At 41.7% G+C, this 21,680-nt stretch carries 37 protein-coding genes and 1 pseudogene; 35 read left to right on the top strand and 3 right to left on the bottom strand.

Annotation, left to right across the window (positions count from 1 at the left end):
• Window positions 1-352 precede the first annotated feature (352 nt).
• Together GGR02_RS06905 and GGR02_RS06900 are read right to left on the bottom strand one after the other, a co-directional pair.
• Window positions 353-1,111: a restriction endonuclease gene (locus GGR02_RS06905; protein ID WP_183183996.1), complete on the bottom strand. Its 759-nt coding sequence runs from the start codon at window positions 1,109-1,111 to the stop codon at window positions 353-355.
• Window position 1,112: 1 nt separating this feature from the next.
• Window positions 1,113-1,460: a helix-turn-helix domain-containing protein gene (locus tag GGR02_RS06900; protein WP_183183995.1), complete on the bottom strand. Its 348-nt coding sequence runs from the start codon at window positions 1,458-1,460 to the stop codon at window positions 1,113-1,115.
• 159 nt (window positions 1,461-1,619) lie between these two features.
• Between GGR02_RS06900 and GGR02_RS06895 the strand changes: the two genes are divergently transcribed.
• From GGR02_RS06895 to GGR02_RS06750, 31 genes are all read left to right on the top strand, one after another.
• Window positions 1,620-1,844 (top strand): helix-turn-helix transcriptional regulator, encoded by a 225-nt coding sequence (locus GGR02_RS06895; protein ID WP_019416842.1) that lies wholly within the window; start codon window positions 1,620-1,622, stop codon window positions 1,842-1,844.
• A gap of 153 nt (window positions 1,845-1,997) precedes the next feature.
• Complete coding sequence (locus tag GGR02_RS06890) at window positions 1,998-2,252, top strand: hypothetical protein (RefSeq protein WP_183183994.1); 255 nt, start codon at window positions 1,998-2,000, stop codon at window positions 2,250-2,252.
• 16 nt (window positions 2,253-2,268) lie between these two features.
• On the top strand, window positions 2,269-2,397 hold the full coding sequence (locus GGR02_RS17465; RefSeq protein ID WP_260174994.1) for a hypothetical protein: 129 nt from the start codon (window positions 2,269-2,271) through the stop codon (window positions 2,395-2,397).
• 141 nt (window positions 2,398-2,538) lie between these two features.
• The gene (locus GGR02_RS06885) at window positions 2,539-2,757 is read left to right on the top strand and encodes a hypothetical protein (RefSeq protein WP_221210738.1); all 219 of its coding nucleotides are present in this window, start codon (window positions 2,539-2,541) and stop codon (window positions 2,755-2,757) included.
• A 9-nt stretch (window positions 2,758-2,766) separates the two neighbouring features.
• The gene (locus GGR02_RS06880) at window positions 2,767-5,067 is read left to right on the top strand and encodes a phage/plasmid primase, P4 family (protein WP_183183992.1); all 2,301 of its coding nucleotides are present in this window, start codon (window positions 2,767-2,769) and stop codon (window positions 5,065-5,067) included.
• A gap of 117 nt (window positions 5,068-5,184) precedes the next feature.
• The gene (locus tag GGR02_RS06875; protein WP_183183991.1) at window positions 5,185-5,619 is read left to right on the top strand and encodes a hypothetical protein; all 435 of its coding nucleotides are present in this window, start codon (window positions 5,185-5,187) and stop codon (window positions 5,617-5,619) included.
• On the top strand, window positions 5,603-5,794 hold the full coding sequence (locus GGR02_RS06870; protein WP_183183990.1) for a Fur-regulated basic protein FbpA: 192 nt from the start codon (window positions 5,603-5,605) through the stop codon (window positions 5,792-5,794). Before GGR02_RS06875 ends, GGR02_RS06870 begins: the two co-directional genes overlap by 17 nt.
• Window positions 5,785-5,958, top strand: a complete 174-nt coding sequence (locus GGR02_RS06865) for a hypothetical protein (RefSeq protein WP_183183989.1) — start codon at window positions 5,785-5,787, stop codon at window positions 5,956-5,958. Before GGR02_RS06870 ends, GGR02_RS06865 begins: the two co-directional genes overlap by 10 nt.
• Window positions 5,959-6,077: 119 nt before the next feature.
• Window positions 6,078-6,416 carry a hypothetical protein gene (locus tag GGR02_RS06860; protein ID WP_183183988.1) on the top strand — a complete coding sequence of 113 codons (339 nt, stop codon included), beginning with the start codon at window positions 6,078-6,080 and terminating at the stop codon, window positions 6,414-6,416.
• A 178-nt stretch (window positions 6,417-6,594) separates the two neighbouring features.
• Window positions 6,595-6,969, top strand: a complete 375-nt coding sequence (locus tag GGR02_RS06855; RefSeq protein WP_183183987.1) for a hypothetical protein — start codon at window positions 6,595-6,597, stop codon at window positions 6,967-6,969.
• A 99-nt stretch (window positions 6,970-7,068) separates the two neighbouring features.
• Window positions 7,069-7,260 (top strand): hypothetical protein, encoded by a 192-nt coding sequence (locus tag GGR02_RS06850; protein ID WP_183183986.1) that lies wholly within the window; start codon window positions 7,069-7,071, stop codon window positions 7,258-7,260.
• Window positions 7,226-7,516, top strand: coding sequence for a hypothetical protein (locus tag GGR02_RS06845; RefSeq protein ID WP_183183985.1), 291 nt, complete (start codon window positions 7,226-7,228; stop codon window positions 7,514-7,516). Before GGR02_RS06850 ends, GGR02_RS06845 begins: the two co-directional genes overlap by 35 nt.
• 206 nt (window positions 7,517-7,722) lie before the next feature.
• Window positions 7,723-7,899 (top strand): hypothetical protein, encoded by a 177-nt coding sequence (locus GGR02_RS06840; RefSeq protein WP_183184021.1) that lies wholly within the window; start codon window positions 7,723-7,725, stop codon window positions 7,897-7,899.
• A 2-nt stretch (window positions 7,900-7,901) separates the two neighbouring features.
• Window positions 7,902-8,039 carry a hypothetical protein gene (locus tag GGR02_RS06835; protein WP_183183984.1) on the top strand — a complete coding sequence of 46 codons (138 nt, stop codon included), beginning with the start codon at window positions 7,902-7,904 and terminating at the stop codon, window positions 8,037-8,039.
• Window positions 8,033-8,173, top strand: coding sequence for a hypothetical protein (locus GGR02_RS06830; RefSeq protein ID WP_183183983.1), 141 nt, complete (start codon window positions 8,033-8,035; stop codon window positions 8,171-8,173). Before GGR02_RS06835 ends, GGR02_RS06830 begins: the two co-directional genes overlap by 7 nt.
• Before the next feature lie 13 nt (window positions 8,174-8,186).
• Window positions 8,187-8,345 (top strand): hypothetical protein, encoded by a 159-nt coding sequence (locus tag GGR02_RS06825; protein ID WP_013876578.1) that lies wholly within the window; start codon window positions 8,187-8,189, stop codon window positions 8,343-8,345.
• 4 nt (window positions 8,346-8,349) lie between these two features.
• Complete coding sequence (locus GGR02_RS06820; protein WP_183183982.1) at window positions 8,350-8,565, top strand: hypothetical protein; 216 nt, start codon at window positions 8,350-8,352, stop codon at window positions 8,563-8,565.
• Window positions 8,566-8,624: 59 nt separating this feature from the next.
• Window positions 8,625-8,813, top strand: coding sequence for a hypothetical protein (locus GGR02_RS06815; RefSeq protein WP_221210737.1), 189 nt, complete (start codon window positions 8,625-8,627; stop codon window positions 8,811-8,813).
• Between the two features lie 58 nt (window positions 8,814-8,871).
• Window positions 8,872-9,933, top strand: coding sequence for a hypothetical protein (locus GGR02_RS17460; protein ID WP_229706110.1), 1,062 nt, complete (start codon window positions 8,872-8,874; stop codon window positions 9,931-9,933).
• Between the two features lie 314 nt (window positions 9,934-10,247).
• The gene (locus GGR02_RS06805; RefSeq protein ID WP_183183981.1) at window positions 10,248-11,687 is read left to right on the top strand and encodes a fibronectin type III domain-containing protein; all 1,440 of its coding nucleotides are present in this window, start codon (window positions 10,248-10,250) and stop codon (window positions 11,685-11,687) included.
• A 144-nt stretch (window positions 11,688-11,831) separates the two neighbouring features.
• Window positions 11,832-12,308, top strand: coding sequence for a hypothetical protein (locus GGR02_RS06800; RefSeq protein ID WP_183183980.1), 477 nt, complete (start codon window positions 11,832-11,834; stop codon window positions 12,306-12,308).
• A 2-nt stretch (window positions 12,309-12,310) separates the two neighbouring features.
• Entirely contained in the window at window positions 12,311-12,592 is a 282-nt protein-coding gene (locus GGR02_RS06795; protein WP_183183979.1) for a hypothetical protein, read from the top strand.
• The gene (locus GGR02_RS06790; protein WP_183254016.1) at window positions 12,583-12,723 is read left to right on the top strand and encodes a hypothetical protein; all 141 of its coding nucleotides are present in this window, start codon (window positions 12,583-12,585) and stop codon (window positions 12,721-12,723) included. Before GGR02_RS06795 ends, GGR02_RS06790 begins: the two co-directional genes overlap by 10 nt.
• Window positions 12,723-13,124 carry a hypothetical protein gene (locus GGR02_RS06785; protein ID WP_183183978.1) on the top strand — a complete coding sequence of 134 codons (402 nt, stop codon included), beginning with the start codon at window positions 12,723-12,725 and terminating at the stop codon, window positions 13,122-13,124. The genes GGR02_RS06790 and GGR02_RS06785 overlap by 1 nt, the downstream gene beginning before the upstream one ends.
• Before the next feature lie 2 nt (window positions 13,125-13,126).
• On the top strand, window positions 13,127-13,279 hold the full coding sequence (locus GGR02_RS06780) for a hypothetical protein (protein WP_183183977.1): 153 nt from the start codon (window positions 13,127-13,129) through the stop codon (window positions 13,277-13,279).
• A 6-nt stretch (window positions 13,280-13,285) separates the two neighbouring features.
• The gene (locus GGR02_RS06775; protein WP_183183976.1) at window positions 13,286-13,639 is read left to right on the top strand and encodes a hypothetical protein; all 354 of its coding nucleotides are present in this window, start codon (window positions 13,286-13,288) and stop codon (window positions 13,637-13,639) included.
• Complete coding sequence (locus GGR02_RS06770) at window positions 13,639-14,295, top strand: ATPase (RefSeq protein ID WP_183183975.1); 657 nt, start codon at window positions 13,639-13,641, stop codon at window positions 14,293-14,295. The genes GGR02_RS06775 and GGR02_RS06770 overlap by 1 nt, the downstream gene beginning before the upstream one ends.
• Entirely contained in the window at window positions 14,264-14,605 is a 342-nt protein-coding gene (locus tag GGR02_RS06765; protein ID WP_183183974.1) for a hypothetical protein, read from the top strand. The genes GGR02_RS06770 and GGR02_RS06765 overlap by 32 nt, the downstream gene beginning before the upstream one ends.
• A 1-nt stretch (window position 14,606) precedes the next feature.
• The gene (locus GGR02_RS06760) at window positions 14,607-14,963 is read left to right on the top strand and encodes a hypothetical protein (RefSeq protein WP_183183973.1); all 357 of its coding nucleotides are present in this window, start codon (window positions 14,607-14,609) and stop codon (window positions 14,961-14,963) included.
• Complete coding sequence (locus tag GGR02_RS06755; RefSeq protein WP_183183972.1) at window positions 14,960-15,211, top strand: hypothetical protein; 252 nt, start codon at window positions 14,960-14,962, stop codon at window positions 15,209-15,211. The genes GGR02_RS06760 and GGR02_RS06755 overlap by 4 nt, the downstream gene beginning before the upstream one ends.
• Before the next feature lie 343 nt (window positions 15,212-15,554).
• On the top strand, window positions 15,555-17,051 hold the full coding sequence (locus GGR02_RS06750; RefSeq protein WP_183183971.1) for a recombinase family protein: 1,497 nt from the start codon (window positions 15,555-15,557) through the stop codon (window positions 17,049-17,051).
• Between the two features lie 14 nt (window positions 17,052-17,065).
• Here GGR02_RS06750 and GGR02_RS06745 read toward each other — a convergent pair.
• Window positions 17,066-17,446, bottom strand: a pseudogene (locus GGR02_RS06745) (sigma-70 family RNA polymerase sigma factor); the annotation flags it as partial.
• Window positions 17,447-17,639: 193 nt separating this feature from the next.
• Between GGR02_RS06745 and GGR02_RS06740 the strand changes: the two are divergent.
• From GGR02_RS06740 to ytvI, 4 genes are all read left to right on the top strand, one after another.
• Window positions 17,640-18,905: a cation:dicarboxylate symporter family transporter gene (locus tag GGR02_RS06740; RefSeq protein WP_183183969.1), complete on the top strand. Its 1,266-nt coding sequence runs from the start codon at window positions 17,640-17,642 to the stop codon at window positions 18,903-18,905.
• Between the two features lie 127 nt (window positions 18,906-19,032).
• A complete protein-coding gene (locus tag GGR02_RS06735) occupies window positions 19,033-19,632 on the top strand; it encodes a DedA family protein (protein WP_183183968.1) in 600 nt (199 codons plus the stop codon).
• An 11-nt stretch (window positions 19,633-19,643) separates the two neighbouring features.
• Window positions 19,644-20,423 (top strand): undecaprenyl-diphosphate phosphatase, encoded by a 780-nt coding sequence (locus GGR02_RS06730; RefSeq protein ID WP_183183967.1) that lies wholly within the window; start codon window positions 19,644-19,646, stop codon window positions 20,421-20,423.
• A 100-nt stretch (window positions 20,424-20,523) separates the two neighbouring features.
• Window positions 20,524-21,546 (top strand): sporulation integral membrane protein YtvI, encoded by a 1,023-nt coding sequence (ytvI, locus tag GGR02_RS06725; protein WP_183184016.1) that lies wholly within the window; start codon window positions 20,524-20,526, stop codon window positions 21,544-21,546.
• The last annotated feature ends 134 nt before the right edge of the window (window positions 21,547-21,680 follow it).

The following is a 21,680-nucleotide window of genomic DNA, read 5'->3' as shown; positions in this document are numbered from 1 at the left end:
CGAGGGGCAAAAATGAATGCTATCCCTAATAAAAGGAATGGTCCGGTACTTTGTATTAAGGATATCGTTGTCTGAAGTAGATCTTGCACAGAAAACGGGAACTCTACTGAAAACATATATGTTCACTCCTTAATATCTTTTTTTTAAATATACCAATTAGAACTGAGGTTTGAATATCACCAAAAACAGTTAGTCTATCTGACTTTGTTTATAATTACAACATAAAAAAGATAATCATTAAATAACTTAGGACACCCTTATTTTTTTAAGAAGTTATTCAATATTTAACCAAAAAAGAAAAAGGGGTTCGCAATTTCGTAACCCCTTTTTTGATTAGATAACAACGAACTATTTATTTTCTTGCAATAGCCACTTGGCGTTTTGCTGCTTCTCGCTCTTTCCATGCTACAATTTTATTTTCAACAAACTCAATTGCAAAACAGTCTATATGATGTGTATCAGCTTCTGCAAGTGCTGCATTCGTATAAGTTGTAGTAGCAATAAACCATCCTTTTATGCACCGATGATTACGCTTTGCGCCAACTAATTCGCGAATTTCTTTAACCGTAATTTGTCTTCCCGAATTTATATAGTGTTTGCATTGCACGGCAATTTTAAATTTTTCTTTCTTATCCGTAAGAATTAAGTCAACTCCCTTGTCTTGTGAGGGAGGAGTAAGTTCAGGATTGTAGCCTATTGCTTTGAAGTATAGATAGCAAAGACGTTCAAATTCATAACCATTAAGGTCATGTAATGGTAAAGAAATAATCTCATTATCAGGACGAACGTTATATTTTCCTGTTGTTTGACTGGAAGAAGCTGTAGATGTAGTTTTCTTAGATGTGGATGTTTTGGCAGGCTTCTTCTCTGCGGTTTTTTGAGGGAGTCCGGTATATGGATTCTTATTTTTATTTTCTTTTTTACGCATATCGGGCACATAACTTGCTGTCCAAGAACCTATAATAAGGGCAATAAATAAGGTAACTATTACCCCTGCGAGTCCGATAATACCTTTCATCATTAAATAAAACGAAATAATAAAAGCTGGGAAGGTAAATAAAGAAATGACCGCATTTTGCCTTTCCCTTCTCGACGGCATTTTCTTAGCCATTTTAATTTCCCCTTTCCTGTTTTGCTTTCCATTTTATAAATTCAATATGTTTTTTTATTTCCTCGATTTCTTGTTCGCTTAATTCCTCCATGTCGAAGAAAAAGAGGTTTCTACCTTCTTTACTCTCAACAATTTCATGTGGATTGTCAGTTCGACCATAAAGGTAATCTATTGACACTCCGAAAAAATCAGCGAATTTAGCTATTAATTCAATGTCTGGTGTTCTTGAGCCGTTTTCATATCCTGAAATTGTTGATTCGGCAAGCGAAAAAATCTTTCCAAATTCTTTTTGACTAAGTTTTTTTTGTGAACGCAATTTTCTTAATCGTTCTCCAAATTTTTGATTCATGACAATCCCCCTATCATTTCAAAAAATATTATACCTTTGCAAAACGCAAACAAAAATATTTTTTAAAAAACTTTACAAAACGCGTTGACACTTTGCGTTTTGAAAAGTAATATATAATTGAACAACGCAATACGCAAAGTAACATTGGAGGTGAAAATAATGAACTTGCTAAAAGAAGCTAGAATTGCAGCTGGTTTAAGCATTGAAAAAGCAGCAGAAAAGCTTAATATTTCGGCTGGGTATCTTTCGCAAATTGAAAATGGACATCGACATGTAAGCGCAGAACGCGCAGAGCAAATTGCAAAATTGTACAAAAAGCGTAAAGAGGAAATTTTTTTACCTTCTCGCTACGCAGTACGCGAAGTTTCGTCCACTCCAGCTTGAAAAAAGGAGGTGATTTTTTTGAAATCCTTCAAAAGAATCTGGTACAGCCCGAACGGAAAGTATCGCCGCGACGCGTGCGAGCGAATGAAGCAAGAACTTGCATTTGTTTGTAATCATTGTAAATCAAACTAAAAATCGAAAGAAGGTGTCGAAATGCTCAAAAAAACGCTTGTTGAAGAGATTGAGCATAAAAACAAAGCGATTATGTGCATTGACTATATGCTCGATGCGATTTTTCAAAAAGATTATGAAACGGCTGCGCTTGAGGCGAAAGAGTTTTTGTTCATCGTTGAAAAGTTGCAAGGAATCGAGGTCAAAAAAGCACGCCGCGCGGAGCTGGAACAAATAATCAAAGAGATGCAGCAGCGCGGAATTAAAATCGACTTTGCAGCGAAATTGTCGTCTTAACGGGGAGGGGATCGGGGTGAAAATCACCGTTGTAAAAGGTCCATTGTTCAACCAACTTGAAAAAGAAGTGTATGCCTATTTAGCAAAAGTCCTTCCAGAACAATATCAAAAAGTGAAGGAAAGCGACAATGAAAAAGCTTCATAAAAAAAGCAGCAAGTGCGGCAACACTTACTGCAAGGCACAGAAAAAATATTCTTACTGAAAATATAGCACGTTTCGCGGCATTTTTCCACATTCGGCTCTCTTTTGGAGAGCCTCGCAATTCAAAAAAAGGCGGTGTTTTCAATGAAAAAAGCAAAGACAAATGAAAATCCGATGGAAAAATACGTTCCTGCGGTCATGCGATGGATTGAAGATACGTTTGATATGAGTGCAATTCAAGTCGAAGATTTTTCCGTTTTTCCTGCTGGTAAACTCATCCGCGACGAAAACGGGCACACAATGGTTGTTTTCTATGACATTTGGACAGATCAAGTCAAATACACATTCCCGACAGGAAAGTGAGGAACGAAAATGCAAGCAGCGATTGACTTACAAGCAGGACTTGAACGGCTTTTTCCGTCCGCGAAAAAGCCGTTGAAAATCATTCGTCTAGTCGGCTATTCGCGCATGAACACGGAAAACGATCCAAACAAGGCGTATAGCGTCGCAAAACGACCGTGCATGAAAGGCTGGCAAGACCTAAATCGTCCAGGCATGACAGAAGGCGAGATTCGCTCTTGGTTGCGGCAAAAAGGTTGGACAGGGCTTGTCATTCCAGACGGCTATGACGTGATTGACATCGACGAACAGACAGAAGGGGAGCTAATTTTTAAGGCGCTTTTGCGCGAAGGATACAAATTTCATGCGATTCGAACAATACGAGGCTTTCAGTTTTTCTTTCGTTCGACCGGAAAAATCAAAGGACAAGACGCGACAGTGCTTATGGCTGGCGGCTTTGTCGGTGACTATCGTCTTTCCGGGCGCGGTCAAGTAGTTCTTCCAAGCGAAAATACAGGCGGACGCGAATGGGTACATATTGCAGACGGGGAACTTTCGCCGATGCCGATATACTTTGAGAGATTAAAAAAGATTGATAAAACGCAACGTCCTTTTCCGATTCCGATGCACGAAGGAGGGCGAAACAACGCGCTGTACGCGCATTGCTGCCGGCTCGTTGAATTTGGCTACACACAAGAGCAAGTGCACGAAATAGCTAGTTTCCTAAATCGCTATTTTTTCCTCCCTCCGTTAGACCAGCGTGAATTTTCAAATACGTTGAATAGCGCGCTGAAACATGAGCCAAGCGGAACGAACTATTCCTCTCCGCCGATGACTTCTCAAGCGCAAGCGCGGAAAGAAGGAGAACCGAAAAAGTTCAACCTAACGGAAATGGGAAACGCTGAGCGCCTTGTCGCACGCAACGGTCAAAACTTGCGCTACTGCGTTGAATTTGAAGAGTGGCTCATATGGGACGGAAAAACGTGGATTAATGATAAAAAGAAGCAAATTGAACGCATTGCGATTCGCACATTTCGCGAAATGTATGCGGAAGCAGCGCAAGAGGAAAATAACGACGCGCGCAATGAATTGTTAAGATGGGCGAAAGCGAGTGAAAAAAGTTCGGTATTCCTCAATTCCATCGCCCGTGCCGAGGCGATGCTGCCAATTAGCCAGGAGGAGTTAAACAAAGATAAGTTTTTGCTGAACTGCGCGAATGGAGTCGTGGATTTACGAACAGGTGAACTTTTACCTCACGCACGTGAATATATGATGACGAAAAATACAAACATCCATTACGATCCGAACGCGAAATGCCCGACATGGATTGCCTTTCTTGAATCCATCTTTCGCGATGGCGAGGAAGTGAAACACGACATTATCAATTTCCTTCAAAAAGCGATTGGTTACGCACTGACAGGTGATATAAGCGAGCAGGTTGTTTTCTTCCTTTGGGGAACAGGGAGAAACGGAAAATCGACGTTCATAAACACGGTGAAGGCGCTATTAGGCGATTACGCAAAGCAAACGAACTCAAATACATTTACGGCGAAAATGAACGATTCAGGTATAAATAATGATATTGCGCGTCTACACGGTTCGCGTTTTGTATCAGCTGTCGAAAGCGAGGATGGTCAAAGGTTGAGTGAATCGCTCATTAAACAGTTAACAGGCGGTGAGCCGATCACAGCTCGATTTTTGAGAAAGGAATTTTTTGAGTTCGTTCCAGAGTTCAAAATTTTCTTTACAACGAATCACAAACCGATCATTAAAGGCGATGATGAAGGAATTTGGCGGCGCATTCGCCTTGTGCCGTTCACGTACACTATTCCGAAAGAGAAAGTGGACAAGCATCTTCCGGAAAAGCTCATGAATGAGCTTCCTGGCATTTTACGATGGGCGGTTGAAGGGTGTCTGAAATGGCAAAAAGAAGGCTTAGGAGAGCCGGATGAAATCAAAAACGCGACAGACGAATACAAAGACGAAATGGACCTTCTCAGCAATTTCTTGAACGATTGCTGCGTGATTCATCCAGGAGCGAAAGTGCAATTGAACGAGCTGTACAAAGAATATATCGACTGGTGCGAAGAAAACAGCGAAATTGCGATGAAAAAGCAAAAGTTTTCGGCTCGTTTAGTGCTGCGAGGATTCGAAAAACGGAAATCCACCGGAAACAAAACGTTCTTTTTCGGCATCGGTCTTTCAACCGAAAGTTACAAAGTTACCTCGAGTTACCCGAATTCTAGCAAATCTCCTATAGGCGAATATTTTACGGAAATACCGGAAAATAAGTCACTCAAGGTAACTAGTAACTTTGTTGAGGAAGAGATTTAGTTACTTAGTTACAATGAGTTACTCATTTCTAGGTAAATCTCCTATAGAGCGATATATAGGAAAATACCCTATTTTAAGTAACCTGAAGTAACTAGGTAACTTATAAGGAGGTTTTATATGTTATATAACATTTTTTATCAAATAGATAATCTAAATATTCAAATAAAAACAAAAAACAAAAAACTAAGTTTGATATATGAAGAAGGCACATTGCCATTGGATTTAAAGAAACAAATTAAGCAGCATAAACAACAGATAATAAAGCGCTTGGAAGAGAATGAAATGGCGCGTGCAAAAGGTTTTCTCATCTATCGCTACGGCGAACTGTACGAGTATCGCTATGGCTTGGGCGCGTATTTGTTCATCGAACGCGAAGGGGAACTGGCGATTGCATGGCGTGCGAACTACATGCCGGAGGACAAGCAACCATACAAAATAAAAATGCTTGCTGAGCGTGTTCCATTTGAAAAAGCGTTCCATGAGGCAGCCGGCTTCATCGATTGGCTGCATCGCCAACGAAAGTGGGGTGATCCGAATGTCAAAGCCGTTTAAATCGTATTTACGCGAAGCGATCGAGCGCGTCAAAGACAAACGGATCGAACAGCTCATTGAACTAGGACGAGTGAAAATGGAGGACGGGCGACAGCTTTACGAGTTGACGCTCTCAGAATTGGATCATGAATATCGGTGCATGAAAGAAATGAGGAGGCGCTCTAGATGTTCTTAAACGAAAAAGAAGTTGTGTTCATTGACCAGTATTTGCAACATGCACTTGCCATTCTTTATCAAGGGGGATTCGTATCGCGCGAAACACATATCTTCTATTCTCGAATGATTTCTGCTGTTAGTGAAGGGTATCAAGCTTATTTAGATTACGTGAGGGAGCTGTAAGCGATGTATCGTTTCTTTTGTGATGATTGCGGATTCGAGGTATGGAGCGTAAAAATCATCCCAAAATTGAAGTGCTATTGCGGCTTTTATGTGTTTTGTGAGGAGAAGGAGGACTGAAAATGCGACTGGACATATACACTTGTTCAACGTGCGGCGAAGGTTTTTCAGTTGAAGAGGACAAGCAGCCTATTGCTTGTCCCCTTTGCGAATCTAAATGCTTTGAATTTTCTCATACAATCATCGGATCAAAAGTAGAACTTGATTATGCTGATATGGAATTGTTAGAAGCAAATCTACAAGAGTTCTTACGTGATGTTAAAGGTATCAAAATCGAAAGTATTTTTAATGAAATATTAGATGAGATTTCTAAAGAAAAGGCTAAAGCGTACGCAAGAAACCCTAAAAATTTTGGTGCATGCTGCGAATGGTCATATGACGGTGAGCATTTGCCGTTTTAATACGCATTACGACAAAAAAGTGAAATAGGTGGGAAAATGATTTTGAACGAGGAAGATCTTGAAATAATCAGGGAATTGCTGTCGATTGTAGCTTGCGGGTACGAGCGAGAAACATATTATTATCATTGCTGCGATGCAAATGACATTATTAAAAAGATTGACGAGTGGAGGAAGGACAATGCAAATCGGGTACTTTAACGGTGCGATGTATGTCAAGCCCAACGATGAGGAAATAAAACACGAGCCTGTCCAGCTTGCCGGAACTCAGCTTTTCCCAGGAGAGTTTGTGAAACAAGTAGGTGAAAAAAAGCGAAGCCGTTTTGTGATGCAAGACGGCTTTCTTCTAAGATACGAAGGAAAAATAAACAACATCTTACTGTTTAGCGTGAATCAATCAAAATACGATTATTATTACGCGCTTTTTTATATTGACGAAACAACATTGCTCGTCTGCAACGAAAGTGGCTGCTGGGATGTTCGGGTTAGTCAAATTGAAAAAGTTTCCCCACAGTTTATGGAAACATATGAGCAACTTTCGCTTGAGTTGAGGTGAAAACATGCGTGATTTTCTCAAGTCGGCATTGTTATCGTTCGTATTTGCTTTTGTGATGTACATTTTCCTTTATTATCTATCCAGTTAGGAGGCGAAAAAATGAAGTGGCTTGCGTTCATTCTCACGTTAATCATTGCGTTTCTTTCTCATCACGACGAAAATCCTTACCTGTACTACATGCAGCATGAAACCGACATGAAAGTAACAAGTCTTTCGAAAATACGCAAACAAATGATCCAGGAATGGAGGGAAGCGTATGGCGTACCTTTCGCAAGTGAAATCGAACGGTAAACAATACATTTATTTGTGTATGTATGTCGGAACGCAACAATATTCCACGCGAAAAGAGCGCCGCGTCTATTCGTTCGGAGAATCAAAGAAAGCGCTTATTCGCATGAAACGCTGGAAAAGAAAATTTTCTGAGTTTCCGCGCGAGCTTCTCGATCTCGGCTGCGGCATGAAAGAACTTGAAGAATGGATTCAGACGCTTGAAACGGGAATTACAAAAACGGGCAGAAAATTCCCCAAAATACGTGCAACGTCTTAAAGATGTATATAACATCTACAAAAATTCACGTCACCTTTCTATATTTTTGAAAATATTTTTTCGCATAAGATGAAAAATTTACATTTGACGAATAAAATCGAGTGAAGCTATTTTTCACTCGATTTTTGTCATCATATGACCAAATTTTTTTGGTGATATGAAAACGACAAAATTCTCTGTACATTTGAATTGTGGGGGTGATAAGCATGAATGAGCCGACATCGAATATCAATTATGTGGAAATGCGCGAACATACGTTGATTGAAACGAAAGAAGGCAATATTGTCATCATTCATGAGATCACCTTAGGTGATGTCATCATTTCCGTTCTTCTTGCTGCCATGATGATCTTCATGGTGCTGGAACGATTTATGAGGAGGTAGACATGTATAGCCTTCTATTTGCGGCAAGTCCAAAAGAGATACTGGCGACCTACCTCGTGCTGATGGCTTCCTGCCTCGTCGCTTTCCCAGTCACGATGTTTCTTGTTGAAACAGTGAAAGGGGTAAAACGGCGATGGTAAGCACAGGAACACTTGTAGCGTATGCGTTTAAAGTCGTATTCGGAAATGGCGACATTCTCACTGCGCTCAGCGCATGGGCTATTTTTCTAACGCTTCTTTTCATCTCGATAGCAATCTATAAATCTGCGCGATAAGGAGGGAGTAACAGTGTCAAGTATTGGAAATGTTTTTGACTGGGCGTTCTTTTGGGGCGTTTTTGGATTTCTATTAAAAACAGTTGCTCCCTTCATCATGTTAGTTGTCGCGATTGTTGCTGTTGGAATGCTACTTCACGGCGTGATCGTGGCGATCAGATCGAGGTCGTGATGATATGCCGGAATTCCAAACATTTTTCACTCCAGCGCGTTTAGATGAATTTTGGTATTACGTGAAATGGTTACTTTTTTACGTTGCTCCAATGATTATGATTATGACGGCAGCTGGGGCGATTTCCCTGTTGGTCGTAATCATGAAAAAATCTTTTGCAAATACCGACCAAGTCGGGAAGCAAGAAAAAGACGATGACTATGAAATCCGACGTTACTAAAGTTTTCAACTAGCATTTGCTAGTGAAATATAAAAACTAAATTGAGGGAGGAATTTATAATGACTTTAGGTGCAGCTATTGATCTTTCAGGTCTTTCTTTACCATTTTCTATTTCTGATCTTTTGACCAGCGTTAATTCAATTATCGGCTGGGTCGGACCATTTGTATTGTTGGCGATTGCATTAGGCTTTGCTCCAAAAATTATTGGATTTATTAAAGGGCTTTTTGGTCGCGCAACAGCGAAGTAACACTAAAAAGGGAGGAGCAATCCTCCTTTTTTAGTATGGAAGGCGTGTGATGTATTAAATGATTAAGAAAATAATCAACTGGGGACTTCTGTTCGCGTTGTTTATCGCGCTAGCGCCGATTCAGGCGGAGGCTGCGGATGCTGCATGCTCAAACGGCGAGTGCGTATATGGATATTACGGCTCACAAACACCAGACGCAATTTTATGGGCGGACAATATTTATCACGATGACGATTTTACGCGCGTAAAAATCCAAGGATCGGGACAAGGTGTTTTACAATGGTTTGACGCGCAGGGAAATCTATTAGGACAATCGGCACTTGCTGGATATTCTGATTATAATTTTCCAAGTGGCGCAAAAGGGTTTAAAATTGTGGCTTCTGTGGGGGAGTTTCATGCTTTAGAGGCATGGTCGAACAACCCTCTTGCGTATCATACCGTTTTTTTAGGGGCTGATTCAGCAGGAAACAACTGCATCGGCTGCGACCTGTTCAATTGTCCTGGATGGAGTCAATACATGGGGAAGTTAGATGAAATAAAAAGTGCAATTCCTCCAGCGCCGAATTGGGATCAAGTCGCCGCGACGTTTCGCGACACGATTGTGCCACGACTTGTGACGGACATGCAGACGATGTTGGGGACAGCGCCGTCGCCACCGGCAGAGCCTGCGGACTTGTCGGGAGTCGATACAGGCGGGATTGAAAATCAAGTGTCAAGCATGCCTGATTCTGGGCTTGATACGTCAGGATTCACGAAACAAAATATCGAAAATCAAGCGCCGGAAATTCCGTTTCGAAACGACGACTCAGGCGGTTTTGACATCGTGAATCCAATCGACACCTTGCCGTCATTGCCCGACAAAATGCCAGAGCCGGGGAACACCGACGCAGGAGGATGGGACGCGGGACACCCGCAACAGCCGGATGACCAGCCAATGCCGATCCCAAAAGACCAAAGCGGCACACCGGACACCGGCAATGCGCCAATACCAAGCCAAAACAACGACACACCGCCAAGCCCAGGCGACAATGGCGGCAACGCGCCAATACCAAACCAAAGCGACTGGCAAGGAACTCAATACTACAAAAAACACCCTGATGATCCGGATGGGAGTGGATAATTTTGCGAAAGTTGCTTATCGCTATCGCCTCTATTCTTTTTTTCTTCCCTAATTTTGCGTATGCATACGAGGGAGGAATACTAAACGGTAAAGCTATGTATGTTGGAAAGGAAATTAATCAGTGGTATTATACTGCGAAAGAAGCTACAGATGGAAATATATCTACAAATGTTTTTCTTGATAAAAGAGATAGTCCAACCTCTTTGCTTTTTTATGACTTTGGAAAAGAGGAAACTATCGTATCGTACTATCTTAAAGCAAATTCATATGCAAACATGGAAATATATTTTATAAACGAGGCAGGACAAAACATAATGACTGTGTATCCTGCTGATAAAAAAGGAAATATCGTAAATCTTTCAAACCCAGTACGTGCTAGATATGTAGCAGTAGAAGGATCGGCTTACAACCAAACATATCAAGTTCAAGAATTTGATGTTTTTGGAAAACAAATTGATAAAACTCCCCCGTCAGAGATAAAAAATGTATCAGTATATACAACAACAGACAGTGCTATTTTAACTTGGGAAAATCCTTCTGATGAAGATTTTGATGGAGTAAAGCTGTATATAGATGGAGTTTTTCAAAGTTCTGTATCCAAACAATATAGAACATATACTTTTTCAAACTTGCAACCAAACAGAGAGTATGAAATAAAAATTAAGACATATGACACAGCAGGAAATGAATCAAATGGTGTAACAATAACAGTTAAAACCCTACCACCACCAGATGTTACAGAATTAAAATTATTCCCTTCTGCTTATTCAATTTTAGCACAATGGATAAACCCTACCGATTCAGGATTTATCGGAAATGATCTTTATTTAGACGGAAATTTTATTACTTCTTTAGACAAAAACGCAACGTCTTATACATTTACTAATCTGAATCCAAACACTTCATACGAAGTAAAAATTGTATCGAAATACAATGGAGGATATTCATCGTCAGGACAAACAGCAACAGCAAAAACAACAATTCCGACGGAAGATGTCACCGACCTCCAAGCCGATGCAAAATATGATCGTGTGAAATTGTCATGGACATCGCCGGAAAGCGAGTTTTTTCATCATGTAAAAATCTATCGAAAAAAAATAGAGCAGCAATCGTTCTGGGATCAACTCTTTGGCGCGACAGCTGTTTCCGCCGCGACGACATCGGACGGCTATACGCCGATGTTTGAAACGAACGGAACGTACTGGACGGACTTGACCGTCACACCAGACACGACATATTCGTATAAGGTGACATCGGTCAATACAGCTGGAAATGAGTCGCAAGGGGTAACGATTGAAACGACAACACCGTCCGAGCCTGTTCCGGTCTTAACTGGCGTGGCGACAACGCAAAACGAAAACGGCGACTATGTCGTCACATGGACAAGCCCGACAAAAGGGACAGTGAAAGTGCTGATAAATGGACAAGAATATACAGTAGTCGACGCAGCGACGCAGAAAGTCATCATTCCGAAAAAAGATATGAAGCTGAACTTTTTCGGCGGCTATGATGCAAAATTAGTGCCGATCGGAGAGTTTGGTACAGAAGGCAAGGCGGTACAAGTGCCGACCGTGGGGGAAACGAAAATCGACTTTCCGTTTTCGTTCAATGATTTTATACAGACGGTGATTAATATCCTTGCATGGGCAGCGCCGTTGATTTTATTGTCATTTGTCTTAGTCTTTTGGCGACCGCTCGTCGAATTTATCAAAAAAATGCTTGCGAATGCTAAAGGAGGGCGTGTGAAACAATGAATTTTGATATTTTGCAAGCTGTATTAGAAATAGTCTTTCAACGCTACATGGTGTATCTCACGCCCGTTTTATTTCTTTTCATTGTCATCATGTTTGGCGAACGACTTATCAGCTTTTTATATAACGTAATCCGCAGGTGATACGATGATTTATTTTCTTCCTTTTGCGATAGGCGGAATTTTAGGCGACGCGTTCGGCAAGTTATTCGACGTGATATGGTCAGGGATTAAATGGATCGGGCGATTGTTGAAAAAGCTTTTTCAAGGGATTGTTGACTTGTTCGTCGGCTTTTTCGAGGTTATTTATGCGCTGATTGATGGCTTGTTGTATTTTCTCTACAAAATTGGCGTGCTGGCGGTCAAACTGTTTTTGCTCTTTTTTGAGCTGGCAAAAATGATTGTTTCATTATTCGTCGGTTTTGCCAAAACGCTTGCCAGCCTTGTATATGTTCCGCGCGGCGGAAGCGGAAATGGCTATTCAGACATGCTTGGAAAAATTTTTACCGCAATGCAGCCACTCAAACTTGAACCGATCGCGTATATATTGCTTTTTATTCTATGGATGTTTACCGCCGTTGCAGCGATTAAATTGCTATCGTCCATTCGGGTAGGAGGGGAGTAACAATGAATATTAAAGATTCGATTCATAGTTTCATTGATAAAATCTTTAATCCTCCTATCACGTTTTTAGATATGGCGATAGACAAATTGCGGGCGGTCGGACAAATAACGGCGCAAGGGCTGAATGTCGGAAAGTATCTTTCTGTGTTTGGAGACTTGCCGACAGCGTGGCAGCTCGTTATTTCGTCGGCGCTTATGTCAGTGGTTATTCTCGGCTCGTTGCTTATTTTCCGTTCTGTTATGCGGCTCTATTATTCTCTGAAAGAAGGTGTGAAATGGTGGTAGATGCGTTTTTCTACATGTTTACGCTAGGCGCTGGAGCAGCAAGTGGCGTTGGCGTTGTCGCATTTTTCGGTTGGAAGGTTGTCCAGTTTTCAAATAGAAAGAAAAAACAACAAAGAAAGGCGGTCATCTAATGGCATTCTTCAAACGAAAAGAAAAAGATGAGTTTTTTCCGGAAACAAACGACATTCTCATAGTGTTCGACGACGAACAAAAAACAAGCGACATTCAACGCATCGATGAAATTCGCGACAATGCGATATATGTCACAGGAAAGTATTGCGTTCCGATTCACGATTGCGAGGTAACGACAGGAATCGAAGGACGACATTTTTTCTATCGCGCACCGTCACGTTCCGTCCAGGAAACAAAACGGCTTGCTGAGCTGGAGAAAAGCATTGTATTACGGCAAATAACGTCGTATCGCCAGCCAGAGCCGCAAAGTCAATTCGACTTAACGAAAATACTTCTATTCGGGCTTGTGTTCTTTGCATTCATCATCCTTGGTATTTCAAGCTGCGCTGGAGGGAAGTAATCATGTCGAATCAAGTTGCATTTCTCATTTTTGAATTGAAAGGCATGATCGACACGATCGAAGAAATGGCGAGCATAGATGAGCAATGGAATTATCCTTGCATCGAGCGTCTTCAAAAGAAGGTCAATGAGCTTGTCGAACTTGTAAAGGGGTGATCGCATATGCAAGGAACAAGCAATGCTGAAAAACTACAAAGTGTCATTTCCGATGACTTGTTTCCGCAAGTGCAGCACATATCAGACGTAAAACAAGTACTTGAAGAAATGACGACAAAAGCGCAAGAGCTGCAAGAATGGCAAATTAAAGCGATTTTATTACTTGAAAGTCTATCGAAAAATGAATATTTACACGGAAATAGCGATCCGTATCGAGAAATTATCAACTTTATCATGCAAGGAAAAGTGCTTGTCGCTGATCCGCAGTATTACATTGATACAATCGAAGCGCTTATTCCGAAACCGCCAAAGCCGGTCATTGTCGCGCCGAATGGCGTTGAGAAGGGAGGAAAACGGTAATGGCACATCATTTCTTTATCCAAGGTCCTCTCGGCGCTGGGAAAACGTTGATGATGTCGCTTTTGGCGCATCATTGGCGAGAAAAAGTGCGTGCGCGTGGCGGTGATATTCAACTTTTTTCAAACTACGGCTTGAAAGATTCGATTCCTCTTGAACACTATACAGACTGGTATAAGGTAGCAGAAGCGCAAGGCAGCATTTGTTGCTGGGACGAAGCGCAAATGGCGTTTTCAAACCGCAAATGGTCGAAATACGGCGCGACGATCGCAACAGAAGTCATGATGTTTACACGCAAAATGAAAAGCGTGCAAATTTACTGTTCGCCGTCAATTAACAACGTGGACAGCCGTATTCGGCAAATTGTTGAAGTGCTTATCAACGTTCGAAAAATCGGCGACCGTGGGTTTGCGATTCACTTCACCGACTATCAGACGGGCGAATTTATGCACAAACAGTTTTTGCCGATGTGGAAAGCGAAAAAGATTTTTAAGCTCGGTCTATATGACACCGACACAATGGTGCTAGGCTTTCCTCTTCCAGAAAAAGAACGAGAGGGGAACGAATTTTTTCAAACTTTAGAGGAAATACACGACAAAGCGCGTGGAACAGTTAGGAGGGCTGCCCATGAACTACTCACTGGTGCCGCAGCACTATAAAGAAAAAGATCCGCGTACATTGTTGTATCATTTTCCGTCTATTCCAGTCGTGAAGTTCGCAAAAATCACGCAGAAATTCTATTTTTTCAAGCAGCTTGAAATCGCGCAAGACATCGTAAATCGCATGGGCTATATTTTACTTCCGTCCGTCTGTATGCACTGGGAACGAGTGAAACAATTTGCTGACCGACGAATTAGGATCGGCCGAAACTCATTTTTCATGATGAAGCCGGACGAACTGACGGAAACGGAAAATCGGAAGCTACAAGAATACTTAGACGAAATACGAAAAAACGATAGGGGGAAATGAAATGAATCTCACAAACAAAGAATTTGCTATGCTGCTTTTGCATATGAATATCATGCGAAAAGAGATTAAAAAAGCGCTCAAGCGAAATTACGGGCTTTTCGAGGGAAAAAGGAAAGTTGCTTGCTATGATTCGATTACAGCTGCGCTTAGCGAGCAATTAGAGCAAAAAGGGGAATGTGATTCATACAACATCGAATTCAACGATGAACAAGCTACTATGCTGCATTCTTTTCTATCGTTCTATACGCAAGAACTAAAACGACAAGCTGAACGCGAAAACATCGACTACAAAGAAAACGAAACGTTGCAACTGCTTGAATCGGTGCTGCGAAAAGTCGAGGAAGGGTGTGCAGCATGAAGAAAAAAGACTTGTTGTGGAGCTTGTTTTATACGATCCTTTCAATCCCAGCTGTTTTTGTCATCGTCCTAACAGTCAATCCAACTGGAATGATTGCAGCTTTCACGAATCGAGAGCTGACGGCGGTATTCGGAATGTTTGTAGCAATCGGCTTTTTTATCGGCAAATTTGCCCGTGAAGTGACGTACTATTTCGAAGAAGCGCTGAAGGAGGCGCGCGAACTTGGACAAGTACAACGTTCATCCTGACGAACTATACGCGCTTGTGAAGGAATACAATCGAAAGTGTTTTTTGCTTAGACAAGGATACAAAAAAAATAGCACGATTCTAATTGAACACTATAAACGGGAAGTCAGCCGAATCAAGAATCTTTGCTATAAGAAATACGGAATCGTTTTAGATTAAACAGATAGCATGCTTGCACATGCTATCTGTTTTTTTCATTCGTACAACCAGCGCCAGCATATCTTCAAACAAGGGAGGTATGCGCGATGAATGTACGGGTTATAAAGGGAAAGCATACTGACAACAATATTCAAGCCTGCTATCATTATTTAGTGAAGATATATAGAAGGGAGATAGCAAAGAGAAATGAAAGCTATCTACGCAAGAGTATCGACGGAAGAATCGGCACAGAAAGGATATTCAATCGCTCATCAGATCGAAGAAGCGAAGAAAAAGGCGAAAACGGACGATGTAATGATATACACCGATGAAGGCTTTTCCGGCGAATTTCTTGAGCGTCCAGGGCTGGAACGCTTGCGCAACGATATACGAAACAGAATGATCGATACCGTCATTGTGTACGATCCCGACCGGCTGGCGCGTAATCTCATGCACCAGCTGCTGCTAGATGATGAGTTTAGAAAGCATAATGTCGAATTGCTTTTTGTGAACGGCGAGTATGCAAATACTCCTGAGGGAAAGTTATTTTTTGCGATGCGCGGCGCTATTTCCGAATTTGAAAAAGCGAAAATTCGTGAGAGGACGATGGCAGGGCGGAAAAGAAAAGCGAAACAAGGAAAAGTTGTGAAGAATGACCGAATATATGGATATGATTATGATAAACAGACGGGACAACTCAAAATAAATGAAAGTGAAGCTGAAATCGTTCGCTTCATATTTGACAGTTTCGTTCAAGAGCGTTTCAAAGGCGTAAACGGCATTGCATTGCATTTGACTGAGAGAAAAATACCGACAAAAACGGGAAAAACGGTGTGGCATCGGCAAGTGGTACGGCAAATATTGATGAATGAAACGTATGCAGGGAGAAAACCGCAAAACAAGTGGAATACAGAAGGCATGCTGGCGAATAAGTATCGCAATGAAAAAGTGCCGATGCGCTTGCGGAGCAAAGATGAATGGATCTATGTGGATGTTCCGGCAATTGTTTCAGAAGAGCAATTTCAGCAAGCGCAAATGCTGCTAGATCAAGCGCGAAGGCGCTATACGAAAGCATCGAAACGTCAATATTTGCTTTCAGGGCTGTTACGTTGCACACAATGCGGGAACACAATGACCGGGCGATTGATGAAAAACTGGGGGAAATATCATCGCGAATACACGGACAGAAAAAACACAGCTGGCGCAAAACACCGTGGTTGCGGAATGGTCGTTCGCGCGGACGAAATCGAACAAGAAGTATGGAACTACCTTCTTGATCTATTCAACCATCCAGAACGAATACAAGAATTCCAACCGGTCGCTGACGTTGAAAATAGCTATGAAAAGAAAGAACTAGAAAGGCTAGAAAAAGAGATTGACCGAGCGCGGAAAGGACGCAAACGCCTGCTGTCGCTTGTCACAATGTCTGATGACGACGAATTCGACCTTGAAGAAGTGAAAGAAGAAATACGCAACTTGCAGCAACGAGAAAAAGAGCTGATTGAACAATACAACCAGCTGGAACAACAACTCAAAGAAATGCAAGAAAGCAAGCCGAACGAACACATTTTGCAAGAAGCAATTGACTTTTTCTTGAATCACAAAGAAGAAATTGACTTTGAAATCAAACAGACATTGATCCGCAAAGTTGTCAAAGAAATCCGCGTCATTGACAAAGAAAATATCGAAATTCACTTATTTTAGAACGCTTAAACAGCGTTCTTTTTACATTTTATAACGCATACTATTGTCATAATTATTTCATTTTCAATACACCGCGCTGCGTATGTGGCTAGTTTCGTTCCTTTTCCTTGTGAGTAGCTTTCAATCGCTTTAATTAACCCGATCGTCCCGATCGAGATTAAATCTTCCGCCTCTTCACCGGTATTTTCAAACTTTTTTACGATATGGGCAACAAGCCGCAAATTGTGCTCGATTAGGAGATTGCGAGCTTCTTCATCGCCTTCTGCCATTCGCTGCAAATACATCTCTTCTTCTTGCGCGCTTAACGGTTGGGGAAATGCGTTGTTTTTAATATAAGAAACGAAAAACATTATCTCTTTAATGACATACGCTAGTGCAGACAAAATGCCCGACATCTTTCCACCCCACCCTCCTCAAATTAGGCACAAGGCCGTTAGTTATATATATGAACGCATGAAGTTGTTCGTGTTTGACCACTTTTTAAAAATAAAAGGAAATAAATTACAGTATTATATGAATATTCTTGACATAACAAAATGAACATATTAGAATAGCTTTGTTATTTTATGTCCAAAAGGGGGTAGACAAATGAAAAAAATAGGATTGGCATGGCAAATTTTTATTGGCCTGCTTCTTGGGATTGCGGTAGGAGCAGTTTTCTATGGGAATCCAGAGGTTGCGACGTACTTGCAGCCGATCGGCGATATTTTCCTTCGTTTAATTAAAATGATTGTTATTCCAATTGTTGTATCAAGTTTAATCGTTGGTGTTGCTAACGTTGGCGATATTAAAAAACTTGGAAAATTGGGTGGAAAAACAATTTTGTATTTTGAAATTATTACGACAATAGCAATCGTTGTCGGGTTGCTTGCGGCAAACCTCTTCCATCCAGGTACGGGCGTGAACATGAAGACGCTTGAAAAAACAGACATTCAAGCGTATGTCGATACAACACATGAAGTACAAAGCCACTCGATGATTGACACGGTCGTTAACATCGTGCCGAAAAACATTTTTGAGGCGCTTTCGACTGGAAATATGCTCGCAATTATTTTCTTTTCCGTCATGTTTGGATTAGGGGTTGCGGCAATTGGTGAGAAAGGAAAAGTGGTGCTACAGTTTTTCCAAGGTGTAGCCGACGCGATGTTTTACGTCACAAATCAAATTATGAAATTTGCGCCGTTTGGTGTATTTGCCTTAATCGGTGTGACGGTTTCCAAATTTGGGATACAATCGCTTATTCCGTTAAGTAAACTCGTGCTTGTTGTGTATGGAACGATGGTCTTTTTTGTTGTTGTCGTACTTGGCATTGTTGCTAAACTAGTAAAAGTAAACTTATGGCATATGATTAAAATTTTAAAAGACGAGCTTGTATTAGCGTACAGCACGGCAAGCTCAGAAACGGTATTGCCGAAAATTATGGAGAAAATGGAGAAGTTCGGCTGTCCGAAAGCAATTACTTCGTTTGTCATTCCGACCGGCTATTCGTTCAACCTAGACGGATCGACGCTTTATCAAGCGCTAGCGGCAATTTTTATTGCGCAGCTGTATGGTATTGATATGCCAATTTCGCAGCAAATTTCGCTTTTATTAGTTTTGATGGTCACTTCGAAAGGGATTGCGGGCGTGCCAGGCGTTTCGTTCGTTGTATTATTGGCGACGCTAGGGACAGTTGGTATTCCTGTCGAAGGGTTAGCGTTTATCGCAGGTATCGACCGGATTTTAGATATGGCGCGGACAGCGGTAAATGTCGTTGGCAACTCATTGGCAGCTGTCGTCATGTCGAAATGGGAAGGGCAGTATAACGAAGAAAAAGCGACGCAATACGTGAACGAAGTCGTGAAAAGCGCATAAATGAAAACGAGGCTACCTCATGAATGAGGTGGCCGAATTTTTTATTTTTTTCCGGTTGGCCGTATAGTATAATTTACTGTTGAATATGGTGTAATAAGAGCTTGGCTTATACATAGGAGGAAAAACGATGCACGAGTTCATACAGTCTATTTTTACGTTTCTTATCGACCTTGGCTATATCGGAATTGCTCTTGCGTTAATGATTGAAGTCATTCCGAGCGAAATCGTATTAGCCTATGCTGGCTATTTAGTGTCGCGGGGAGAAGTGTCGTTTGTTGGCGCCGTGATTGCTGGTACAATCGGCGGAACGATTGCCCAGCTATTCCTTTATTGGATGGGGTTATACGGAGGGCGTCCGTTTTTAGATAAATATGGGAAGTATTTGTTGATTAAGAAAGCGCATCTTGATTTATCGGAAGAATGGTTCCGCAAATACGGTCCTGGCGTTATTTTTACAGCAAGATTCATTCCAGTCGTTCGCCACGCGATTTCGATTCCAGCAGGGATTGCGAACATGTCGGCGACAAGGTTTACTATCTATACGATCGGTGCAATTATTCCATGGTCGATTTTTTTCATTTTTCTAGGGGAAAAGTTAGGTAGCAATTGGCAAAAAATTGATGAAATTGCGCAGCCGTATTTGCGACCGGTAGCGTTTGGTGCGCTCATCGTGATGGCGCTATACATTGTCGTTCAGCTTTATCGCCGGCGAAAAAATAACGGATAGGAGAGAAGAGGATGACCAAACTAGAAGCATTGATTTTAGGATTTATCCAAGGAATGACAGAGTTTTTGCCGATTAGCAGCACCGGTCATTTGTACTTAGGGCGGCATTTATTTGGATTGGACGAAGCTGGACTATTCCTTGATACAATGCTTCATATTGGCACCTTGCTCGCTGTGTTTGTCATTTATAAAGAGGAACTGCTTTATATGCTTCGCAAACCGTTCAGCAAGCTTACGTTTTTGTTAATCGTTGGTACAGTGCCAGCGGTCGTTGTTGGGTTGTTGTTTAAAGATTATTTTGAAGAGATTTCGAAAACAGGAGTGACAATCGGCTGGGAGTTTTTAATTACCGGTATGTTTCTTTGGTTCTCGGATGGAATAAAGCACGGCTATAAGCGGATGGAAGATATTACATATACGGATGCGTTTGTGATCGGTACGTTTCAAGCAGCAGCTATTTTCCCAGCGATTTCTCGCTCTGGGCTGACGATTGTTGGAGGGCTTTTTCGCAAGCTCGATCGGGAAACGGCGGCGTACTTTTCTTTCTTATTATCGATTCCAGCGATTGCTGGGGCGATTGTGCTTCAGTCGATCGATTTATTAGAAGGACAGGCGGAAACGATTTCGCTCAGTGCGTTAGTTGTCGGAACGGTTTCCTCTGCGTTTTTTGGGTATATCGCGGTGCGTTGGATGATTCGTTATTTACAAAAACATTCGCTAAAAATGTTTGCTATTTATGTATGGGCGCTTGGCTTGCTCGTGTTAGCGTTCCAATGGACAGGGAAATTTTGAAGCGGTCGATGGCGACCGTTTTTTATTGATTGTCCGCCTTCCTTTCGTTATAGTAATGAGTAGGAAAAGTTGAACAAAGAAATGGGTTGAATGAAGCATGATGAAAAAATGGCTTGTCGTTGCAATACTAGTGGCACTCGCTTTCTTTTTATTACCGTATAGTTTGCCGCTCCTTTTTGCGTTTATTACTGCCTTTCTCTTAGAACCAGCAGTGCAAAAGCTGCAAAAAGGCCGTTTAAAGCGGGTTCATGCCGTCGCGCTCGTCTTTTCGCTTTTTTTGCTTGCGATTGGAGGGCTTTCTTACTTTATCATCGCGATTCTCGTCGAGCAGACAATTATGTTTTCACAAAAGATGCCATCACTTTTATCAGAGATGACAACGGTTGTCAATCAACTGATCCGCAAATGGCAATCATACTCTAGCTCAATTCCGCGCGAAATTATTGTTTCGCTCGAAAATAGCGTCGAGACGTTGAAAAATATGCTTTTGTCGTTTGCGACGAATTTGACGCAATCGATGATTCGTTACGTGACGATGATTCCGGAATTTTTGATTCATTTTCTCGTTTACTTAGTCGCGCTTTTTCTTATTAGCCTAGATTGGCCTCGTTTAAAAAAAGCGCTGGAAAACCATTTGTCCGAGCGCACAAAACAGCGCTTGACGATTATTATGACCCAATTAAGCCGTGCCGGCGTTGGGTTTATTAAAGCGCAGTTTTTATTAAGCGTCATTACGTTTTTGCTTGCGTTAGGCGGCTTGCTTATGTTGCGGGTCGATTATCCGCTTCTCTTTTCGCTGTTAATCGTCATTGTCGATATTTTGCCGATTTTAGGGACAGGGTCGGTATTAGTGCCGTGGGGCATTTTTAATCTCGCCAACGGGCATGGCGCAACCGGCATTGGGTTAATTGTGCTATTTGTCGTTATTACCGTCATTCGTCGGACGATTGAGCCAAAAATTTTCTCGTCGAACCTAGGCATTAGCCCGCTTGCTGCGTTAGTGAGCGTCTATTTAGGTTTTCGCCTGCTTGGCTTCCTTGGACTATTTATCGGTCCAGCGATCGTCATTGTCATTGAAGCGATGGTAAAAGCAGGGGTGATTAAATTTTCATTTAAACTTTAAACTCAGGTGTGTTGATTAACAAAACCATTTGATAGCGCTCTATTCCTAACTTTTCTGCCGTAGTTGGCAAGCGATTCGCTTGCCAACTGCTTCTGCTTCGCGCTGCTTGAAGTCGAACTTCTTTTAGCGATATG

The sequence above is a fragment of the Anoxybacteroides voinovskiense genome (assembly GCF_014196205.1).
GTDB classification, from domain to species: Bacteria; Bacillota; Bacilli; order Bacillales; family Anoxybacillaceae; genus Anoxybacteroides; species Anoxybacteroides voinovskiense.
Note: the sequence above shows the minus strand (reverse complement) of the source record. Positions and strands in the feature narration are given on the sequence as shown.

Bases quoted from the DNA above. Each gene is read 5' to 3' on its own strand.
- GGR02_RS06905 (WP_183183996.1), bottom strand. From the start codon at position 1,111: ATGGCTAAGAAAATGCCGTCGAGAAGGGAAAGGCAAAATGCGGTCATT.
- GGR02_RS06900 (WP_183183995.1), bottom strand. From the start codon at position 1,460: ATGAATCAAAAATTTGGAGAACGATTAAGAAAATTGCGTTCACAAAAA.
- GGR02_RS06895 (WP_019416842.1), top strand. From the start codon at position 1,620: ATGAACTTGCTAAAAGAAGCTAGAATTGCAGCTGGTTTAAGCATTGAA.
- GGR02_RS06890 (WP_183183994.1), top strand. From the start codon at position 1,998: ATGCTCAAAAAAACGCTTGTTGAAGAGATTGAGCATAAAAACAAAGCG.
- GGR02_RS06885 (WP_221210738.1), top strand. From the start codon at position 2,539: ATGAAAAAAGCAAAGACAAATGAAAATCCGATGGAAAAATACGTTCCT.
- GGR02_RS06880 (WP_183183992.1), top strand. From the start codon at position 2,767: ATGCAAGCAGCGATTGACTTACAAGCAGGACTTGAACGGCTTTTTCCG.
- GGR02_RS06875 (WP_183183991.1), top strand. From the start codon at position 5,185: ATGTTATATAACATTTTTTATCAAATAGATAATCTAAATATTCAAATA.
- GGR02_RS06870 (WP_183183990.1), top strand. From the start codon at position 5,603: ATGTCAAAGCCGTTTAAATCGTATTTACGCGAAGCGATCGAGCGCGTC.
- GGR02_RS06865 (WP_183183989.1), top strand. From the start codon at position 5,785: ATGTTCTTAAACGAAAAAGAAGTTGTGTTCATTGACCAGTATTTGCAA.
- GGR02_RS06860 (WP_183183988.1), top strand. From the start codon at position 6,078: ATGCGACTGGACATATACACTTGTTCAACGTGCGGCGAAGGTTTTTCA.
- GGR02_RS06855 (WP_183183987.1), top strand. From the start codon at position 6,595: ATGCAAATCGGGTACTTTAACGGTGCGATGTATGTCAAGCCCAACGAT.
- GGR02_RS06850 (WP_183183986.1), top strand. From the start codon at position 7,069: ATGAAGTGGCTTGCGTTCATTCTCACGTTAATCATTGCGTTTCTTTCT.
- GGR02_RS06845 (WP_183183985.1), top strand. From the start codon at position 7,226: ATGGCGTACCTTTCGCAAGTGAAATCGAACGGTAAACAATACATTTAT.
- GGR02_RS06840 (WP_183184021.1), top strand. From the start codon at position 7,723: ATGAATGAGCCGACATCGAATATCAATTATGTGGAAATGCGCGAACAT.
- GGR02_RS06835 (WP_183183984.1), top strand. From the start codon at position 7,902: ATGTATAGCCTTCTATTTGCGGCAAGTCCAAAAGAGATACTGGCGACC.
- GGR02_RS06830 (WP_183183983.1), top strand. From the start codon at position 8,033: ATGGTAAGCACAGGAACACTTGTAGCGTATGCGTTTAAAGTCGTATTC.
- GGR02_RS06820 (WP_183183982.1), top strand. From the start codon at position 8,350: ATGCCGGAATTCCAAACATTTTTCACTCCAGCGCGTTTAGATGAATTT.
- GGR02_RS06815 (WP_221210737.1), top strand. From the start codon at position 8,625: ATGACTTTAGGTGCAGCTATTGATCTTTCAGGTCTTTCTTTACCATTT.
- GGR02_RS17460 (WP_229706110.1), top strand. From the start codon at position 8,872: ATGATTAAGAAAATAATCAACTGGGGACTTCTGTTCGCGTTGTTTATC.
- GGR02_RS06805 (WP_183183981.1), top strand. From the start codon at position 10,248: ATGACTGTGTATCCTGCTGATAAAAAAGGAAATATCGTAAATCTTTCA.
- GGR02_RS06800 (WP_183183980.1), top strand. From the start codon at position 11,832: ATGATTTATTTTCTTCCTTTTGCGATAGGCGGAATTTTAGGCGACGCG.
- GGR02_RS06795 (WP_183183979.1), top strand. From the start codon at position 12,311: ATGAATATTAAAGATTCGATTCATAGTTTCATTGATAAAATCTTTAAT.
- GGR02_RS06790 (WP_183254016.1), top strand. From the start codon at position 12,583: ATGGTGGTAGATGCGTTTTTCTACATGTTTACGCTAGGCGCTGGAGCA.
- GGR02_RS06785 (WP_183183978.1), top strand. From the start codon at position 12,723: ATGGCATTCTTCAAACGAAAAGAAAAAGATGAGTTTTTTCCGGAAACA.
- GGR02_RS06780 (WP_183183977.1), top strand. From the start codon at position 13,127: ATGTCGAATCAAGTTGCATTTCTCATTTTTGAATTGAAAGGCATGATC.
- GGR02_RS06775 (WP_183183976.1), top strand. From the start codon at position 13,286: ATGCAAGGAACAAGCAATGCTGAAAAACTACAAAGTGTCATTTCCGAT.
- GGR02_RS06770 (WP_183183975.1), top strand. From the start codon at position 13,639: ATGGCACATCATTTCTTTATCCAAGGTCCTCTCGGCGCTGGGAAAACG.
- GGR02_RS06765 (WP_183183974.1), top strand. From the start codon at position 14,264: ATGAACTACTCACTGGTGCCGCAGCACTATAAAGAAAAAGATCCGCGT.
- GGR02_RS06760 (WP_183183973.1), top strand. From the start codon at position 14,607: ATGAATCTCACAAACAAAGAATTTGCTATGCTGCTTTTGCATATGAAT.
- GGR02_RS06755 (WP_183183972.1), top strand. From the start codon at position 14,960: ATGAAGAAAAAAGACTTGTTGTGGAGCTTGTTTTATACGATCCTTTCA.
- GGR02_RS06750 (WP_183183971.1), top strand. From the start codon at position 15,555: ATGAAAGCTATCTACGCAAGAGTATCGACGGAAGAATCGGCACAGAAA.
- GGR02_RS06740 (WP_183183969.1), top strand. From the start codon at position 17,640: ATGAAAAAAATAGGATTGGCATGGCAAATTTTTATTGGCCTGCTTCTT.
- GGR02_RS06735 (WP_183183968.1), top strand. From the start codon at position 19,033: ATGCACGAGTTCATACAGTCTATTTTTACGTTTCTTATCGACCTTGGC.
- GGR02_RS06730 (WP_183183967.1), top strand. From the start codon at position 19,644: ATGACCAAACTAGAAGCATTGATTTTAGGATTTATCCAAGGAATGACA.
- ytvI (WP_183184016.1), top strand. From the start codon at position 20,524: ATGAAAAAATGGCTTGTCGTTGCAATACTAGTGGCACTCGCTTTCTTT.